Source organism: Actinoallomurus acaciae (genome assembly GCF_042429965.1).
GTDB classification, from domain to species: Bacteria; Actinomycetota; Actinomycetes; order Streptosporangiales; family Streptosporangiaceae; genus Actinoallomurus; species Actinoallomurus acaciae.
The window spans coordinates 14,685-32,164 of the sequence record NZ_JBHLZP010000027.1 but is presented as its reverse complement, the minus strand read 5'-3'; the positions used below and the strand labels follow the sequence as shown (position 1 = coordinate 32,164).

The following is a 17,480-nucleotide window of genomic DNA, read 5'->3' as shown; positions in this document are numbered from 1 at the left end:
ACAACCGGAGGCCTTCACCTGTCAGACCGACACACCGCCGCCAGGCGGGACAACCTCCCCGGACATCACACCTAGGCGTGTTCCGAAGTCCCACCCTCCGGGACACTCCCCGTCCTCCCAGACACTCCCCGTCCTCCCAGACACTCCCCGTCCTCCCAGACACTCCCCACCCTCCCAGGGGGTGCCGACCCCACTTCCATTGTCAAGCCACCCCACACACCGAAGGAAGACCACATCCACGGCTGTGGAAAACCCACGACCCAACCACTTTGAGACAGGCCCTAGGCCCAGAGCTGGCCTTCCAGGCGCTTCTCCGCCTCGTCCAGCGTGCCGTCGTACGCGCCGGTGGACAGGTACTTCCAGCCGGCGTCGGCGACCACGAAGGCGATGTCCGCGCGCTCGCCCGCCTTGACCGCCTTGGCCGCCATGCCCAGCGCCGCGTGGAGCGCGCAGCCCGTCGAGATGCCCGCGAAGATGCCCTCCGCCGCCAGGAGCTCCCGCGTGCGCCGCAGGGCGTCCTCCGACGTCACGGAGTACCGCGTGGTCAGCACCGACTCGTCGTACAGCTCCGGCACGAACCCCTCGTCGATGTTGCGCAGGCCGTACACCAGCTCGCCGTAGCGCGGCTCGGCCGCGACGATCGCGACGCCGGGCACCCGCTCGCGCAGGAACCGGCCCACGCCCATGAGCGTGCCCGTCGTGCCGAGGCCGGCGACGAAGTGGGTGATCGTCGGGAGGTCCTCCAGCAGCTCGGGCCCGGTGGACTCGTAGTGGGACCGCGCGTTCGCCTCGTTGCCGTACTGGTAGAGCATCACCCAGTCGGGATGCTCGGCGGCGAGCCCCTTGGCCACGCGTACGGCCTCGTTGGAACCACCCGCCGCCGGCGAGGGGATGATCTCGGCACCCCACATCTTCAGCAGTTGGGTGCGCTCGGCCGAGGTGTTCTCCGGCATGACGCACACCATGCGATAGCCGCGCAGCCGGGCGACCATGGCCAGGGAGATGCCGGTGTTGCCGGACGTGGGCTCCAGAATCGTGCAGCCCGGCGTCAGCAGCCCTTCCTTCTCCGCCTTGTTGATCATCCAGTGCGCCGGGCGGTCCTTGACCGAGCCGGTCGGGTTCCGGTCCTCCAGCTTGGCCCAGAGGCGCACGTCGGGCGACGGCGACAGACTCGGCAGGCCGACCAGCGGCGTGTGGCCCAGTGAGTCGAGCAGCGAGTCGTAGCGCATGTCAGCCGCCCGCGACGGCGGGCAGTACGGTGACGGTGTCACCGTCGGACACCTTGGTGTCCAGTCCGCCCAGGAAACGCACGTCCTCGTCGTTGAGGTAGACGTTGACGAACCGGCGCAGACCCTTGTCGTCGACCAGCCGGTCGCGCAGGCCCGGGTGACGCCCCTCGAGGTCGGTGAACAGCTCGTCGAGCGTGGCCCCGCCACCCTCGACGGCCTTGGCACCCTCGGTGTAGTTGCGAAGAATCGTCGGGATGCGAACTTCGATCGCCATGGCGATGTGCTCCTTCGTCGTACGGTCCCCGGCAACGCACGCCAACACGCGGCATCGCCCGGGGATTCCAGGCCTCGGGGGAATGCCTCAGTGACAGTCGTAGACGATCTCGGCGCGGGAGTGGCCGAACAGGAAGTTCTGCACGGGTGCGACGACACGCCCGCGTCCGCGGCGTTTCATCATCGTCGTCATCACGTTGGTCAGTTTACCGAGTCGACTTCGCCGGCCTCCACGACGGAGACCTCCTCCTCGGTGACCTCTCCGTCGATGATCCGGTACGAGCGGAACTCGGTCTCGTCGGCCTCGCGTGTGGAGACCAGGACGTAGTGGGCGTTCGGCTCGGAGGCGTAGGAGATGTCGGTGCGGGAGGGGTACGCCTCGGTGGCGGTGTGGGAGTGGTAGATCACGACCGGTTCCTCGTCACGGTCGTCCATCTCCTTCCACACCTGGAACTGCTCCATCGAGTCGAAGCGGTAGAAGGTCGGTGAACGCTCGGCGTTCGCCATCCTGACGAAGCGCGTGGGCCGGTCGGTGCCGATCGGGCCGGCCACGACGCCACACGCCTCGTCGGGGTGGTCCGCGCGCGCGTGCGCGATGATCTGGTCAACGATGGCGCGCTCGATCGTCAGCATGGGCACAGCGTAGCGACGGCCCTTCCGCGGCCGGTTCACCAGAGGGCGCGTACGAGGCTTTCCTGCAGGTACGTCAGCCAGTCGTAGGCGGCATATCCGGCATTGCGCGGATCGTCCCAGTCGAAGGTCCGCATCTGGTCAAGCGTCTCCTCGGTGATGTCGAGGCGCACGCCGAGCGCCAGACGAAGATCGTTGAGGGCCCGCAGCCACGCCTGCGCCTCGTCGGGGTCGAGCACGACCTCGCCCCCCTCGCCGAGCGTCCCGAGCACCGTCTTGGCCGCGGCGCGCTTGCCCTCGCGCAGCCCGGCCTCGGTGTAGCGCCGGAACTCGGCGGAGGCGTTCTGGTCCTCGTGGTACGCGTCCGGGAACAGCCGGGCCAGCACCGGGTCGTCGGAGACCTCGGTGTTCTCCGACAGCTTGAGGTCGGGCATGCCGTCGTCGGGCCCGAACCCGGACTCGGGCTCACCGCCCTCGTCGAGAAGGTCGAGGAGCTGGCCCATGAGCAGGCGCACGACGGCGGCCTCCTCGGATCCGATGCGCAGGCGCACGCGTCCGTTACGGGCGCCGCTGAATCCGCCGTTCATCAGACGTCCTGCTTGACGGTCGCCCACAACCCGTAGGAGTGCAGGATCTCGCAGTCGCGCTCCATCTCCTCGCGGGTGCCGCTCGAGACGACCGCCCGTCCCTTGTGGTGCACATCGAGCATGAGCTTCTCGGCCTTGCGCTTGGAGTAGCCGAACACGGCCTGGAACACGTAGGTCACGTAGGACATGAGGTTGATGGGATCGTTCCATACGATCGCCACCCACGGACGGTCCGGTCGCACGTCCTCGGCGGCGTCCGGTCGATCGAGCTCGACGGGAGCCGTGGTCACTATGGTGCCTCCTTAACGGGAGCTCCCCTCAATCATCGTGCACACCTTCACCGTAATCTGCCATTCGTGGATCTTTCGACGACGGCTCTGCTGACCGACCGCTACGAACTCACCATGGTGCGCGGTGCGCTCGCCGGCGGCACCGCGGCACGCCGGGCGGTGTTCGAAGTGTTCGCGCGCCATCTGCCGGCGGGCCGCCGGTACGGCGTCGTGGCCGGGATCGGCCGCTTCCTGGACGCCCTGGAGGCCTTCCGGTTCGACGAACCGGCACTGGAGTTCCTCACCTCCCAGGGCATCGTGGACGAGCCGACGGCCGTGTGGCTGTCCTCGTACCGGTTCTCCGGGAACGTCTGGGGGTACGCCGAGGGCGACCTGTACTTCCCCGGATCGCCGATCCTCGTCGTCGAGGCGGGCTTCGCCGAGGCGGTCGTCCTCGAGACGCTCGCGCTGTCGATCCTCAACCACGACGCCGCGATCGCCTCGGCCGCGTCCCGCATGGTGCACGCCGCGAGCGGCCGTCCCATCATCGAGATGGGCTCCCGCCGTACGCACGAGATGGCCGGCGTCGCCTCCGCGCGGGCCGCGTACCTCGCCGGGTTCACCTCGACCTCGAACCTGGAGGCCGGCCGGTCCTACGGCGTGCCGACCGCCGGGACCAGCGCCCACGCGTTCACCCTCCTGCACGACAGCGAGCGGCACGCCTTCCACGCCCAGCTCGACGCGCTCGGCCGCGACACCACCCTGCTGGTCGACACGTACGACGTGGCCCGCGCCGTCGCCGTGGCCGTCGAGCTGGCCGGGCCGGAGCTGGGCGCCGTACGGCTCGACAGCGGCGACCTGGCCGAGACCGCGCACGAGGTGCGCGCGCAGCTCGACTCCCTGGGCGCGACGAAGACACGGATCATCGTGACCGGCGACCTGGACGAGTACGCGATCGCGGGCCTGTCCGCCGCGCCCGTCGACGGGTACGGGGTCGGAACGTCGCTGGTGACGGGCTCGGGCGCGCCGACGGCGGCCCTCGTGTACAAGCTGGTGGCGCGGTCGGAGTCCGACGACGGCCCGCTGCGCCCGGTGGCCAAGCGCTCGGTCGGCAAGCCCAGCCGGGGCGGCCGCAAGTGGGCGGTCCGCCACATCGGCGATGACGGCAAGGCCATCCTGGAGATGGTCTCGACGTCCGAACCCACGCCGGGCCCGTACGACCGGCCGCTGCTGACCCCGCTCGTACGAGACGGGGAGATCATCGGCCGCGAGCCCCTGGCCGAGGCCCGCGCCCGCCACGAACGCGCCCTGGCCGAACTCCCGCCCCGCGCCTTCCAGCTCTCGCGCGGCGACCCGGCGCTCCCGACCGAGTTCACCGGCTGACCTTCCGGGCACTGATGTTCCGGGGCTCACACGGGTAGCTTTCCCACCGTGGGGGATCACTCTGGGGAGGGGCAGTCATGAGCCGAGCGTTGATCATCGTTGATGTGCAGAACGACTTCTGTGAGGGAGGCTCGCTGGCCGTCGCGGGCGGCGCGGAGGTGGCCGCCGCCATCTCCTCGTTCGTGGCCGCGCACCGCGGCGAGTACGACCACGTCGTCGCGACCCGCGACTTCCACCTCGATCCCGGCGATCACTTCGCCGAGCACCCCGACTACGCCGACTCCTGGCCGCCGCACTGCGTGATCGGCACGCCCGGGGCGGACTTCCATCCGAACCTGGACCTGGCGCCGATCGAGGCGGTCTTCAGCAAGGGTGAGCGGGAGGCGGCCTACAGCGGCTTCGAGGGTGTCGCCGACGACGGCACGCCGCTCGCCGAGTGGCTGCGCAAGCACGAGGTCGACAGCGTCGACATCGTGGGGATCGCCACCGACCACTGCGTACGCGCGACCGCGCTGGACGCCCGGGGCGCGGGGCTGTCCACCCGTGTCCTGCTCGGGATGACCGCCGGCGTGGCCCGGCCCACCACCGAACGCGCGCTGGAGGAGCTGAGCGACGCCGGGGTCCGGCTCACCGGAGAGCCGGTCGTCACGCCCTGATCGCCCGCCGCCCGGTACGTTGCGGTCCATGCCTAATCCGATTTTGCTGCTGATGGGCGTTTCCGGCAGCGGAAAGACCACGATCGGCGCGATGCTGGCCGGCCGCCTCGGCTGGACCTACGCCGAGGCCGACGACTTCCACCCGCCGGCGAACGTCGAGAAGATGCACGCCGGGATTCCGCTGAACGACGACGACCGCCGGCCCTGGCTGGAGGCCACCGCGAGATGGATGAGGGACCAGACCGCGCCGGCCGTCGTGACCTCCTCCGCCCTCAAGCGCAAGTATCGCGACCTGCTGCGGGAGGGCCGGCCGGATCTGCGCCTGATCTATCTCGAGGGCGACAAGGACCTGATCGGCGGACGGCTCGCCGCCCGGCACGGGCACTTCTTCCCCAAGGAGCTGCTGGACAGCCAGTTCGCCGACCTCGAACCCCCGGGTCCCGATGAGGACCCGGTCGTCGTGTCCGTCGACGGCCCGCCGGACCAGGTCGTACAACGGATCATCGACCGCGCGGGCCTGGTCCCGAACTCCTGACGCCCGGTCCGGTCCGACGCGGCCTCACAGGCCGTACTCCTCCAGCAGGCGCAGCCAGATCTCGCTCACGGTCGGGAACGCCGGAACGGCGTGCCACAGCCGGTCGAGGGGGACCTCCCCGGCGACCGCGATCGTCGCGCCGTGCAGGAGGTCGGCCACCCCGGGACCGGCGAAGGTGACGCCGAGAAGCACTCGCCGGTCCTCGTCGAGGACCATCTTCGCCCGGCCGGTGTAGTTCTCGGCCCGCAGGTACGCTCCCTCGACCGCGCCCATGTCGTACTCGACGGCGCGCACGGTGAAGCCGTCGGCACGCGCCTGCGACTCCGTCCGCCCGACCGCGCAGATCTGCGGGTCGGTGAAGATCACCTGCGGCGCGCCCCGGTCGTCCGCGGTGTCGCGCAGGTCCGGCCGGTCGTCGGGGGCACCGAAGGCACGGGCGACGATCACGTCGCCGCACACCCGCGCCTGGTACTTGCCCATGTGGGTGAGCAGGCTGCGCCCGTTGACGTCGCCGACGGCGTAGAGCCACGGCGCCCCCGTCGCCCGCATGCTCGCGTCCACCTCGATCGGGCCGTCCGCCGCCAGACCGGCCGTGTCCAGGCCGATCCCGCGCACGGCCGGCCGCCGGCCGGTGGCGAGGAGGACCTCATCGGCCTCGACCGACGCGCCGTCGTCGGTGTGGACGGTCACCGGGCCGTCCGGCGCCGGGCGCCGGATCTCGGTGACCGAGCGGCCGAAGCGCACGTCGATCCCCGACTCCCGAAGCGACGCCGCCAGCAGTTCGCCGGCGAACGGCTCGACACGGGTCAGCAGCCGATCACCGCGTACGAGCATGGTCGTCTCGTGGGCGCCGAGCGAGTGCAGGGCCTGGGCCATCTCGCAGGCGACCGGCCCGCCTCCGATCACCACCAGCCGCTTCGGCACCTGCTGCACACTGGTCGCCTCGCGATTCGTCCACGGGCGCGCCTCCGGCAGGCCCGGCACGTCCGGGATCAGTGGATCGCTGCCCGTCGCGATCACCACCGCGTGCCGCGCCCGCAGCGAACGGGTGCCGTCCGGCCCGGCCACCTCGACGCGCAGCGGCCCGGCCAGGCGCCCCCGGCCCCGGACGAACGTCGCGGGCAGGTCCTCGATCCAGCTCACCTGGCCACGGTCGTCGAGGTGGGACACGGTCTGGTCGCGACGTGCCAGCACCGCCGGGGCGTCGATCGGCCCGCGCAGTTCCAGCCCCGGCATCCGGTTCACCTCGGCCGCCAGCTCCATCGGCCGCAGCAGGGCCTTGCTCGGAACGCAGGCGTAGTACGCGCACTCGCCGCCCGCCAGGCGTTCCTCGACGACGGCCACGGTCAGACCACCCCGTACGACACGTCCTGCGACGTTCTCCCCCACCGGCCCCGCCCCGACCACGACCACGTCGAAGACGTCCTCGTCCGCCATCGCACCCCCCGGAGTCATCCCAGGTCACCTCCTGTGACCCATACACCTCAGTCTCCCCGGCCAGGCCCGCCGGGAAGCGGCCGGCGGGCCCGCCGCCGCCCCGTACGGTGCCGCCTGGGCGCCGCGCGGCGGGACCTTGGAACCGGCCCTATTCCAGGTCCACTCGGACCGTGAGCAGTTCGGTGCCGAGCAGCCTTACGATCAGGCCGTTCGCCCTTGGAAGCCGCCGGAGCCGCTCCTTCGGGTCGTCATCGGGCATGAGGTGGGCGATGCCGGTACGCCAGCGCCGACCGATGCGTACGCGCACTCTCGGGTCGGCCTCGATGTTGCGCACGTACTGCGATCGCCGCCCGTGGTCGGAGACCAGCCAGAAGCTTCCGCCCTCGATCCGTCCCCCGATCGGGGTCTGCCGGGGCAGGCCGCTCTTTCGCCCGATCGTCTCGAGCACGGCCGCGCCCGGGAGGTAGCGCGACATCGGCCGCATGAACGGGTTGGCGACGTACCTGTGAAACCGGCCGGTCATCCGCCGGCGCCGGGCGTGGGTGTCCGTTGGCGTCATCCGCGTGGCCCTCTTTTCCGGAACTGGTGATTACCGGAAAAGCTTTACCGGAACTGAGAGTTCCGTCAAGTGGTACGGTCTGCGGTCATGGGAACCGAGAGCCGTCGTCCGCACACCGGCCGGCGGCGCAACCCCGCGGTCCGCCAGGCCGTGCTCGACGCTGCCGCCGACCTGCTCGCCTCGCGGGGCGACGCGGCGATCTCGATGGACGCCATCGCACGCGAGGCGGGCGTCAGCAAGCACACGATCTACCGCTGGTGGCCGTCGAAGGGCGCACTCCTGCTGGAGACGATGGTCGAACGCGCCCGCCGCGACGCCGCGCCACTCGACACCGGAACGCTGACGGGCGACATGGAGGCGTTCCTGACCGCGACGTTCGCGGCGGTCGAGCGCAACGCGTCCCTGCTGCGGAGCACGATGGCGGAGGCACTGCGGGACGACAAGGCGGCGGATGGACTGCGCGCCTTCGCCGCGGCACGGCGAGAGGAGTTCCACGGCCTGCTGGCCCGGGGCCGATCCCGAGGCGAACTCCCGGCCGACGCCGACCTCGACCTGTTGGTCGACCAGGTCTACGGCCTGCTGTGGTACCGCCTCCTGCTCGGCCACGCACCACTCACCCCGGAGACCGCCGTCCGCCTGACCCACTCGATCACCGGCCCGCCCACGGCCGACGCGTGAGGTCCGGGGGGCCGCGGCGCCCGCCGCGCCGTCCCGCTTCGGCCGACACGATCCGCGAGCGCCGGTCGCCACCGATGCCACCGATGCCACCGCGAATATCCAGAACCGCGCCGTTTCCGCCGGAAAACGCCAGAGGCGCCGGGTGGTAGAAAGGGCACCGCCATTGCGCCGATCACGACAGAGGTCCAGCGACACCGGCACGGGCTCCGACGGCAGGCGACGGCCGCGCTGCGCCGGTCGACCTGGGCTGAGTGTTGCCGAGGCCGGTCACCCGACCCGCCTCCGGCCGGTTCGCCGTACGCCGCGATACAGCCAAAGGCGCCACATTTTTCACTGCCTATTCGCCGTTATTTCCGGCACGCCAAAAAGCCGCCCGGTATTTTCCGTTCCGTACCGACTCGTACGACGATCGGGGCCGCGCGCCAGCTGTGGGTGCCTGCTCGCCTCGGGCATCGAGACCGGGATCGCCCTGCTGGTCGGGAGCGATCCCCTAAACCGCGACGACGTCCGGCCGCTCGACGGACCCGACGACCTGGTCACCAACGGCTCGCGGTGCTCTGGGATCGTGCCACGGGCGATGACGCTCCGCACAGGCGGACCCGGGAGCCCGACGTCGATCGCCTGCACGAGTCACATCGGCGGCGACATCGCCGAGCGGCCACCGGTCACCACGAACGGCGTCCGCGAGTCGCGCTGACCGCTCGCGCCCGCCCGTCGGGCGTAGCACGCCATGCTGACGAGGTCGTAAGAGCGCCGCCGGCCTCGGCGACCGCCCCGATCAGCCTCTCGGCGACGCTGAAGCCCTCGGAGTACAGCACGCGGGCGCAGCGGTTGTGCGCGCCCACAGTGACACCCATAGACGCGCGCGAGAACGCTCATCAGCGGCGACCACCCCAGGCCCGCACAGCGATACGTCGGGAAGACCACCATCCCGCACAGTTCGACGGCATCACCATCACACAGCCCCGCCAGGACGCCGAACCCCACGACGGCTTCCGCCCCAGACGCTCCTGGCGCGGTCGCCCAGGGCCCGATCTCGCCTAAGGCCCCCGCTGGACGGTATGCGGTCGCTAATCCTTCGTGCGTGGTGTTGGGCGGGTGGCCCATTCGCGGAGCTTCGCGATGCGCTTGCGGACGTCCTCGGTGCTCGCCTGGGCCGACGGGGGGCCGCCGCAGACGCGGCGGAGTTCGGCGTGGATCACGCCGTGGGGCTGGCCGGTGCGGTGGTGCCAGGCGCCGACCAGGTTGTTCAGCTCCTTGCGCAGCGCGTGGAGGTCCTCGGCGGTCGTGCGGTCGTCCTTCTTCGCCGCCTTCCCGCCGCTCTTGCGCTGGGCGGCCAGCTGCTCGGCCTGACGCTGCTTCAGCAGGCTCGTGACCTGTTCGGGTTCGAGGAGGCCCGGGATGCCGAGGAAGTCCTGTTCTTCGGCCGAGCCCGGCGCGGCGCCCATGCCGAACTCGCCGCCGTCGAAGACGACTCGGTCGAAGTGGGCCGACGCCTCGACGGTCTCGAAGGGGAGCTCTTCGCCGACGTCGGGATTGTCGCGCTTACGGTTGGCCTCGGCGATCAGGTCGTCGTCCAGGCCGTCCTCACGCACGGGGCGGTCGAGGACGTGGTCGCGCTCGGTCTCCATCTCCGCGGCGTGGCCCATGAGGGTCGGCACCGACGGCAGGAACACCGAGGCGGTCTCGCCGCGCCGTCGCGCACGGACGAAACGGCCGATCGCCTGGGCGAAGAACAGCGGGGTCGAGGTGGAGGTCGCGTAGACGCCGACGGCGAGCCGCGGGATGTCGACGCCCTCGGAGACCATGCGCACGGCGACCATCCAGCGGTCCTCGGACTCGCCGAACTGCTTGATCTTGCGGCTCGCCGACGGGTCGTCGGACAACACCACGGTCGCCCCGGCGCCGGTCACGTTGCGGATCATCTTGGCGTACGCCCGCGCGGCCTCGTGGTCACTCGCGATGACCAGGCCGCCCGCGTCGGGCACGCCGCGGCGCACCTCGGTCAGCCGGCGGTCGGCGGCGGCGATCACCTGCTGGATCCACTCGCCCTTGGGGTCGAGCGCGGCACGCCACGCCTGGGACATCTGGTCCTGTGTCAGCGGCTCGCCGAGCGTCGCGGTGATCTCGTCTCCGGCGCGGGTGCGCCAGCGCATCTCCCCCGCGTACGCCAGGAAGATCACCGGCCGGACCACCCCGTCGGCCAGCGCCGGGCCGTAGCCGTAGGTGTAGTCGGCGCGGCTGCGGCGGACGCCGTCGGGCCCCTCCTCGTACGTGACGAAGGGGATCGGGTTGATGTCGGTGCGGAACGGCGTGCCGCTGAGCGCGAGCCGCCGCGTGGCCGGGTCGAACGACTCGCGGATCGCGTCGCCCCACGACTTGCCGTCGCCCGCGTGGTGGACCTCGTCCATGATCACGAGGGTGCGGCGGTTCTCCGTACGGCCGCGGTGCAGCGCCGGGTGGGCGGCGACCTGGGCGTAGGTGACGGCGACGCCGACGAAGTCCTTGGCCGTACGGCCGTGCGCGTTCTTGAACTCCGGGTCGATCTTGATGCCGACGCGCGCGGCCGACTCGGCCCACTGGCGCTTCAGGTGCTCGGTCGGGCAGATGACGGTGATCCGGTCGACCACCCGGCGCCCCATGAGCTCGGCCGCCAGTCGCAGCGCGAAGGTCGTCTTGCCCGCGCCGGGCGTGGCGACGGCGAGGTAGTCACGGGGCTCGGACCGGAAGTATTCCTCCAGCGCGGCCTGCTGCCAGGCACGCAGCGCCGGGGCGGTGCCCCAGGGCGCCCGGCCGGGCAGCGCGGGAGGGGTGTCGGATGCGGCGAACGTGCTCACGGTGAAGAGAGGCTACCCGTAAGCACTGACAGGACATGCCGAGCGTGATGTGATCCACAGCAACCACGGCGGCTCGTGTTAGGGGTTTCGCCGGCCTGTTCACGGCCCGCCGCGGGCCTGCGTGAGCGCGGTCTGGGCGCCGCTGCGGCCCGCGCGGTAGGCCGCCCACATCGCGCGGATGCGCAGGCCCTGGCCGGGCGTGAACGAGGTCATGCACGGGTCCCAGGCGTAGTCCATGAAGTTGTGCACCGGATCGGTGCCCGGCTGCGGGCAGGTGTCCTTGACCGAGGGGCAGCCCGTGGTCGGCGTGCTCTCGTACGGGGTGTCGTCCACGCCGTCGCCGGGCGGGACGCAGCCGTTCTCGAACGGGTGGAACAGCCCCAGCCAGTGCCCGGTCTCGTGCACCGCCGTGTAGCCGCGGTTGAAGTGGGTGAAGGCTCCCCCGGGGACGCTGCGGTAGTCGACGACCACGGCGTCCAGCGTGGGCCGCAGGCGGTACGCCTGGGGGAACGCGGAGAAGCCGAGCACCTCCGAGCCGACCGCGGCGGTGAAGAGGTTCAGCGTCCCGGGGCCGCCCTTGACGAGTGCGCCCAGCATCTGGTCCTGGAGTTCGTGCGGCCGCTCGAACCAGTCGGCGTTGCGTACGACGTCGGAGCTGACGAGCCGGAACGACACCCCGGTGTCGGCGCCGCCCGTGGTGCCCCCGTACGCGGCGTTGAGGCTGCGGATCTGCTGGTCGACGGTCGCCGTGGTCAGCCGGCCGCTCCGCCCGTCGGTGATGACGTGGAAGCGCACCGGGACGACGATGCGGCCCGCGAGCCGCCGGCTCGACTCCAGCTGCCGCTCGTCACCGACCCCGTACCGGCGGCCCAGGGTCTCGGTGAAGTCGCGCAGCATCGCTTTGACCTGCGACGGCGACAGGTCGTCCGAATCGCGGGGGCGGACGCCGCGGAGTGCGGCGGCGGAGGCGCGCCGCAGGCAGGACGTCCCCCGGGCCGTCGGCGCGCAGGTGTCGGCCGACGCCGTGGCGCACGACGCGAGAACGACTCCGAACAGGCCCCACAGGACTCTCCGCCTCATGGATTCCCCCCGAGACGGAGAGGTTAGACCTCAGCGCGCCGTGGAACGCCCGACGCGCGGGTCCGTCAAGCCGATTTGACGCTCACTCGCCGTCGTCGCCCGACATCGACTCGTAGATCTCCTTGCATTCCGGGCAGACCGGGTACTTCTTGGGGTCGCGGTTCGGCACCCACACCTTGCCGCAGAGCGCGATCACGGGCGTGCCGCTGACGGCACTCTCCATGATCTTGTCCTTCTGCACGTAGTGCGCGAAGCGCTCGTGACCCCCGTCGCCGTGGGAGAGGTCCGGCCGGGTGTCGCTCTCAGGAAGGATCTTCGTACTCACGGGCTCAGTTTAGTGACGGATCCTCGGGAAACGTCGCGACGAACGCCAGATCGCCGCCCTGACGCCGCAGAACGTCCTGCCACAGGCGTCCGGGATCGTCCCGGAACGCGTCCTCGGACTCCGCCGGCAGGACGTACCAGGCGCCGTCTTCGACCTCTGACCGGAGCTGGCCAACCCCCCATCCGGCATACCCGGCGAAAACTCGCAGCTTCGTGACCTCGGTGGCGAGCAGCTCCGGTGGCGCGTCGAGATCGACGAGGCCGACGCGGGCCACGGCGGGGCTGCCGTTCAGCGCCCGCCAGCCGAGCGGCTCGTCGGTGCCGGGGATGTGGGCGAGCGCCAGTGCGCTGTCGAGCGCGACGGGGCCGCCCTGGAAGACCACGGACGGACCTGTCACCAACTCCGACCAGGGCGGGAGTACCTGTTCGACGGGCACCTCGGTGGGCCTGTTGAGCACGACTCCCAGCGTGCCGCCGTCGTCCTCGTGCTCCACGAGAAGCACCACGCTGCGCCGGAAGTTCGGGTCGGCCAGCCGTGGAGTAGCGACGAGCAGACGGCCCGCGATTATCCCGTCGTCCATGACTCAATCATCCTGTGCCGGGGCCCGCATGCGAACAGTCCACGGCCGAGTACGTCGGTTACGCGCCCATGGCCCTTGGGTAATCGGCAGAATACGGGCCTAGATCACAAACTAGATCACGAAGGTGTGCCCCCCACCTACGGAGGACCCCCGATGCAGCTTTCCAGGGTCGTTATCGCGGCCGTGTTCTTTGTCGTCGGGGCGCTCATCATCATCCCGATGCTGGTGAACGACTCCTCACCCTCACAGCTGACGAGCGCCACGCCCTCTCCCAACGTCTCGGCGTCGCCCTCGGCCTCTCCCTCCAGGTCCGCCAAGCCGTCCCACACGCCCACACATCGGCCCTCGCCGACGCGGTCGAGCCGGACCCCCAGCAAGAACCCGGTCACGCCTCCGGTGCCGTCGGTGACGCCGAACGCGCCGCTGAAGGTCGCCATCGGCACCGTCCGGTGCCCCGGCCGCAGCGTGCTGGTGTCGGTCACCAACGGCGGCGGGTCGACCGAGGACTACACCATCACCACCGACGGCTCGATCTCGGTGGCCGACCGCATCCCGGCGGGCGCCACCCGCAAGTCCACCTTGACCATCAAGGAGGACCACGCGACCACGATCGCCGTGACCTGGCACAACGTCCCGGTCAAGACCCTCGACCGTACGGCGCACTGCGCCCGCAGGACACCGGGCCACACGCTGCCGCACACGGGCCCGGACAGCGGGATGATCATCGCCAGGGTCGCCACGGGTGTCGCCGCGATGCTGACCGGCCTGATCGTCTTCTGGTACGGCCGCCAGTGGCCGGGCCGCAAGGACAAGATGTTCGGCGACAAGTGACGTCTCCCGGCGTGGGACCGTCCCGATCGTCGCCGACCGGGCCACCGGCTGACTCAGCGCACGGCGTGATCTCCCTGCTCACGGGCCACGCCGGGCGCTGACGCCGCTCACAGCAGGTCGCTCGCCGACTTGTGGACCTTGGCCAGGGCGGTCAGCAGGCAGCGGCGCTCGGCCTCGGTGAGGTCGGCGGTGACCTTCTCCTCCAGGCCGCGGCGCTCGGCCTCGACCGGCTCCTGAAGCATCCGGCCCGCGTCGGTCAGCCAGAGCCGGACCAGCCTGCTGTCGCGTTCGTCGCGGCGGCGGGTGAGCAGGCCGGCGGCGCTCATCCGCGTGGCCATCTTGACGACGGTGGGCGTGGTGACGTGCAGCGCGGCGGCGATCTCGCCGGGCGTACTGCCGTCGCGCTCCCACAGCACCGCCAGGAGGTGGTTCTGGCCCTGGTGCAGGCCGTGGCGGCGCATGGCGTTCTCGGCCAGCGCACGCAGCACCTTCGTCGTCTTGCTGTGCAGGTCGAGGAACTCGGGCATCGCCGCCTCCGTACGGGCAGATCGATTGACGGCTAATCATTTGCCGGTTAACGTTCTCCGGGTCAGTCATTAGACGGCAAACGACTAGGAGCAACGATGATACTGATCACAGGGGCCACCGGAAGAATCGGCCGTGAGCTGGTGCGAGAGCTCGACGCGGCGAAGGCGAAGGTCCGCGTCCTGGTCCGCGACCCGGCCCGCGCGGCCGGTCTGCCCACGAGTGCCGGGCGCGTGGTCGGCGACCTGGACGAGCCCGCGACGCTCACTCCCGCCCTCGACGGCGTCGACCGGCTCTTCCTGCTCACCCCGGGCATCGGCGTCGACCAGGCCGCGAACGCCATCACCGCGGCCCGCGACGCGGGCGTGCGGCACATCGTGCTGCTGTCGTCCATCTGGGCCGACGGAGACCCGGTGCCCGCGATGGGCCGCTGGCACCGCGAACGCGAGCGCCTCCTGGAGGCGTCCGGCGTACCCGCGACGATCCTGCGCCCCGGCGGCTTCGCCACCAACGCCCTCGAATGGGCGCCCTCCATCCGCGAGAACGGGTACGTCGTCGACGCGATCGGCCCCGGCCGGGCCGCGGCCATCGACCCGGCCGACATCGCCGCCGTCGCCGCCGCCGTCCTCACCCAGGACGGCCACGAGGGCCGGACCTACGTCCTCACCGGCGACGAGGCCCTCACCACGGCCGAGCAGGTTCAGATCATCGCCGACACGATCGGCCGCGACATCGAGGTCCGCGCCGCGACCACCCCCGAGGAGATCGTCCGGTCCCGTTACCCCGGCGGCGCTCCCAAGCCACTCGCCGACGCCGTCCTCGAGGCCGCGGCGGTCATGCGGGCCGACACCACCGGAGTCCGGACCGACACCGTGGAACGCCTGCTCGGCCGCCGCCCCCGCACCTTCGCCGACTGGTGCGAGCGCAACCGCGACGCCCTGCGGGGATGACTAGCGCGCCTCGGTGGCCGCCTGCTGCACGGCCGCCGCCACGGCGTGCGCCACGTCCGCGTGGAACACGCTCGGCACGATGTAGTTCGGGCCGAGTTCCTTGTCCGTGACGACCTCGGCGAGCGCGCGGGCCGCGGCGAGCAGCATGTCCTGGGTGACCGTACGGCTCTGGGCGTCGAGCAGGCCGCGGAAGACGCCCGGGAACGCCAGCACGTTGTTGATCTGGTTCGGGTAGTCGCTGCGGCCGGTGGCGACCACGGCCGCGTGCTCGCGCGCCTCCGCCGGGTCGACCTCGGGGTCGGGGTTGGCCAGGGCGAACACCACCGAGCCCTCGTTCATCGTGGCGATGTCCTCACCGGTGAGGATGCCGGGTGCCGAGACGCCGATGAACACGTCGGCGCCCCGCACCGCGCCGCGCAGGTCGCCGGAGTAGCCCTCGTGGTTGGTGTTCTCGGCGATCCAGCGCAGCGACTCGTCCAGGTCGTCGCGGCCGGTGTGCACCGCGCCGCGGTAGTCGCAGACGACGACGTTCTTGACTCCCGCGTGCAGGAGCAGCTTGAGCACGGCCGTGCCGGCGGCGCCCGCGCCCGCCATCGTCACGCGCACGTCGGCGAGGTCCTTGCCCACCACGCGCATGGCGTTCATGAGCGCGGACAGCACGACGATCGCGGTGCCGTGCTGGTCGTCGTGGAAGACCGGGATGTCGAGCAGGTCGCGCAGCCGGCGCTCCACCTCGAAGCAGCGCGGCGCGGAGATGTCCTCCAGGTTGATGCCGCCGAACGCCGGCGCGAGGATCTGCACCGTACGGACCAGCTCGTCGGTGTCCTGGGTGTCGAGGCAGATCGGCCAGGCGTCGATGCCGGCGAACCGCTTGAACAGCGCCGCCTTGCCCTCCATGACCGGGAGGGCGGCCTCCGGGCCGATGTTGCCGAGGCCGAGCACGGCCGAGCCGTCGGTGACCACGGCGACGCTGTTGCGCTTGACGGTCAGGCGACGCACGTCGTCGGGGTTACGGGCGATCGCCAGCGAGACCCGCGCGACGCCTGGGGTGTAGGCCATCGACAGCTCGTCGCGGTTGCGCAGCGGCACCTTCGACTGCATCTCGATCTTGCCACCGAGGTGCATGAGGAACGTGCGGTCACTGACCTTGTGAATGGTGACGCCGTCGACCTGCTCCAGCGCGTCGACGATCTCCTGGGCGTGCTCGGTGTCGCGGGTGGCGCAGGTGACGTCGATGCGGAGCCGGTCATGGCCGGCCGGGGTGAGGTCGAGGGCGGTGACGATGCCGCCGGCCTGCTCCACCGCACCGGTGAGCTGGCTCACCGCCTTGCCGCCCGCCGCGACCTCGAGGCGGACGGTGATCGAGTAGGACACGCTGGGCACGGTCGCCACGTCAAATGCTCCTTTTGCCTGGTCAGGGCTTCGCCTCGCGATGATTTCACGCGTCGGGCGGGGTCCGGGCCTCGGGCGTCGGCTTCGTCTTCAGGGCATGGCGAGCGCTGCCGTCACGATGATGTCGGCACAGGCCGGCGCCGCCAGCCGCGTACTGTCGATGACCAGATCATAGAGCGCCGGGTCGGCCGGATCGGCCCGGTAGAAATGCTTGACGTACGCGTTCCGCGCCCGGTCGTTGTCGTCGAGGAGCCGCTCCGCCTCCCGCTCGGACACCTCCAGCGACTCCCGTACGTTCGCCAGCCTCCGCCGGCGTGGGCCGTCGAGGCGTACGTGCAGGGTGCCCGGACGGCCGGCGAGCACGAGCTGGGACGCGCGGCCGAGGATCACCCCGCCCCCGCGTTCGGCGATCTGCTTGATCACGTTCTCGGTGCGGACGAGGAACTCCTCCTCCGGCACGAAGCCGTGCTCCGGCAGGTAGGCGTCCCCGCCGAGGGTGACGTTGGGCAGCCGCGCGGCGCTGGACAGGATGCGGCCGAGGCCGCGTTCGGCACGGTCGTCGTGGTCGAAGGCCTCGTCGAGCGAACAGCCGATCTCCGCGGCCACGGTGTAGGGGATGGCCCGGTCGACGAAGGGCACGCCGAGGTGCTCGGCGACCGCGGGGCCGATGACACTACCCCCCGCGCCGAACGTCGCGGAGATCGTCACGACGCCGGCCATGACC

Annotated in this window: 20 protein-coding genes; 6 read left to right on the top strand and 14 right to left on the bottom strand. The window is 71.1% G+C overall.

The genetic code is table 11. The features are described 5' to 3' along the window. Window positions 1-281: 281 nt before the first annotated feature. From ACFFNX_RS06120 to clpS, 5 genes are all read right to left on the bottom strand, one after another. Window positions 282-1,229, bottom strand: a complete 948-nt coding sequence (locus tag ACFFNX_RS06120; RefSeq protein ID WP_378196500.1) for a PLP-dependent cysteine synthase family protein — start codon at window positions 1,227-1,229, stop codon at window positions 282-284. A gap of 1 nt (window position 1,230) precedes the next feature. Further along, on the bottom strand, window positions 1,231-1,503 hold the full coding sequence (locus ACFFNX_RS06115; RefSeq protein ID WP_378196494.1) for a MoaD/ThiS family protein: 273 nt from the start codon (window positions 1,501-1,503) through the stop codon (window positions 1,231-1,233). A 200-nt stretch (window positions 1,504-1,703) separates the two neighbouring features. Further along, window positions 1,704-2,135, bottom strand: coding sequence for a M67 family metallopeptidase (locus ACFFNX_RS06110; RefSeq protein WP_378196492.1), 432 nt, complete (start codon window positions 2,133-2,135; stop codon window positions 1,704-1,706). Between the two features lie 35 nt (window positions 2,136-2,170). Next, window positions 2,171-2,719 carry a DUF2017 domain-containing protein gene (locus ACFFNX_RS06105; protein ID WP_378196489.1) on the bottom strand — a complete coding sequence of 183 codons (549 nt, stop codon included), beginning with the start codon at window positions 2,717-2,719 and terminating at the stop codon, window positions 2,171-2,173. Beyond that, entirely contained in the window at window positions 2,719-3,009 is a 291-nt protein-coding gene (gene clpS, locus ACFFNX_RS06100) for an ATP-dependent Clp protease adapter ClpS (RefSeq protein WP_378196486.1), read from the bottom strand. The genes ACFFNX_RS06105 and clpS overlap by 1 nt, the downstream gene beginning before the upstream one ends. 114 nt (window positions 3,010-3,123) lie before the next feature. Here clpS and ACFFNX_RS06095 point away from each other — a divergent pair, with 114 nt between their 5' ends. The 3 genes from ACFFNX_RS06095 to ACFFNX_RS06085 all read left to right on the top strand — a co-directional run bounded on the left by ACFFNX_RS06095 (window position 3,124) and on the right by ACFFNX_RS06085 (window position 5,562). Beyond that, window positions 3,124-4,371 (top strand): nicotinate phosphoribosyltransferase, encoded by a 1,248-nt coding sequence (locus ACFFNX_RS06095; protein ID WP_378196497.1) that lies wholly within the window; start codon window positions 3,124-3,126, stop codon window positions 4,369-4,371. 77 nt (window positions 4,372-4,448) lie between these two features. Beyond that, a complete protein-coding gene (locus ACFFNX_RS06090; protein ID WP_378196483.1) occupies window positions 4,449-5,027 on the top strand; it encodes an isochorismatase family protein in 579 nt (192 codons plus the stop codon). A 28-nt stretch (window positions 5,028-5,055) separates the two neighbouring features. Continuing rightward, on the top strand, window positions 5,056-5,562 hold the full coding sequence (locus ACFFNX_RS06085; RefSeq protein ID WP_378196480.1) for a gluconokinase: 507 nt from the start codon (window positions 5,056-5,058) through the stop codon (window positions 5,560-5,562). Between the two features lie 24 nt (window positions 5,563-5,586). Here the strand turns inward: ACFFNX_RS06085 and ACFFNX_RS06080 are convergent, their stop codons facing one another. Together ACFFNX_RS06080 and ACFFNX_RS06075 are read right to left on the bottom strand one after the other, a co-directional pair. Then, a complete protein-coding gene (locus tag ACFFNX_RS06080) occupies window positions 5,587-7,017 on the bottom strand; it encodes a dihydrolipoyl dehydrogenase family protein (RefSeq protein WP_378196477.1) in 1,431 nt (476 codons plus the stop codon). 130 nt (window positions 7,018-7,147) lie between these two features. Further along, a complete protein-coding gene (locus ACFFNX_RS06075) occupies window positions 7,148-7,558 on the bottom strand; it encodes a nitroreductase/quinone reductase family protein (RefSeq protein WP_378196474.1) in 411 nt (136 codons plus the stop codon). 87 nt (window positions 7,559-7,645) lie between these two features. Here ACFFNX_RS06075 and ACFFNX_RS06070 point away from each other — a divergent pair, with 87 nt between their 5' ends. Next, entirely contained in the window at window positions 7,646-8,236 is a 591-nt protein-coding gene (locus ACFFNX_RS06070; protein ID WP_378196471.1) for a TetR/AcrR family transcriptional regulator, read from the top strand. Between the two features lie 1,070 nt (window positions 8,237-9,306). Here the strand turns inward: ACFFNX_RS06070 and ACFFNX_RS06065 are convergent. The 4 genes from ACFFNX_RS06065 to ACFFNX_RS06050 form a co-directional block, all read right to left on the bottom strand. Then, window positions 9,307-11,073, bottom strand: a complete 1,767-nt coding sequence (locus ACFFNX_RS06065) for a DEAD/DEAH box helicase (RefSeq protein WP_378196468.1) — start codon at window positions 11,071-11,073, stop codon at window positions 9,307-9,309. 99 nt (window positions 11,074-11,172) lie between these two features. Beyond that, window positions 11,173-12,153: a zinc metalloprotease gene (locus ACFFNX_RS06060; RefSeq protein WP_378196465.1), complete on the bottom strand. Its 981-nt coding sequence runs from the start codon at window positions 12,151-12,153 to the stop codon at window positions 11,173-11,175. 82 nt (window positions 12,154-12,235) lie between these two features. Next, window positions 12,236-12,478, bottom strand: a complete 243-nt coding sequence (locus tag ACFFNX_RS06055; RefSeq protein WP_378196460.1) for a DUF3039 domain-containing protein — start codon at window positions 12,476-12,478, stop codon at window positions 12,236-12,238. A gap of 4 nt (window positions 12,479-12,482) precedes the next feature. Continuing rightward, a complete protein-coding gene (locus tag ACFFNX_RS06050; RefSeq protein ID WP_378196457.1) occupies window positions 12,483-13,058 on the bottom strand; it encodes a YqgE/AlgH family protein in 576 nt (191 codons plus the stop codon). A 153-nt stretch (window positions 13,059-13,211) separates the two neighbouring features. Here ACFFNX_RS06050 and ACFFNX_RS06045 point away from each other — a divergent pair, with 153 nt between their 5' ends. Continuing rightward, the gene (locus tag ACFFNX_RS06045) at window positions 13,212-13,889 is read left to right on the top strand and encodes a hypothetical protein (protein WP_378196454.1); all 678 of its coding nucleotides are present in this window, start codon (window positions 13,212-13,214) and stop codon (window positions 13,887-13,889) included. 107 nt (window positions 13,890-13,996) lie between these two features. Here ACFFNX_RS06045 and ACFFNX_RS06040 read toward each other — a convergent pair whose 3' ends face one another. After that, window positions 13,997-14,416, bottom strand: a complete 420-nt coding sequence (locus ACFFNX_RS06040; protein WP_378196451.1) for a MarR family winged helix-turn-helix transcriptional regulator — start codon at window positions 14,414-14,416, stop codon at window positions 13,997-13,999. A gap of 96 nt (window positions 14,417-14,512) precedes the next feature. Here ACFFNX_RS06040 and ACFFNX_RS06035 point away from each other — a divergent pair, with 96 nt between their 5' ends. Continuing rightward, window positions 14,513-15,364: an SDR family oxidoreductase gene (locus ACFFNX_RS06035; protein WP_378196448.1), complete on the top strand. Its 852-nt coding sequence runs from the start codon at window positions 14,513-14,515 to the stop codon at window positions 15,362-15,364. On the opposite strand, the gene ACFFNX_RS06030 is transcribed toward ACFFNX_RS06035, so the two are convergent. Both ACFFNX_RS06030 and ACFFNX_RS06025 read right to left on the bottom strand, forming a co-directional pair. Further along, complete coding sequence (locus ACFFNX_RS06030; RefSeq protein ID WP_378196445.1) at window positions 15,365-16,756, bottom strand: NAD-dependent malic enzyme; 1,392 nt, start codon at window positions 16,754-16,756, stop codon at window positions 15,365-15,367. 90 nt (window positions 16,757-16,846) lie between these two features. After that, window positions 16,847-17,476, bottom strand: coding sequence for a cytidylate kinase-like family protein (locus ACFFNX_RS06025; RefSeq protein WP_378196441.1), 630 nt, complete (start codon window positions 17,474-17,476; stop codon window positions 16,847-16,849). Window positions 17,477-17,480: the final 4 nt, after the last annotated feature.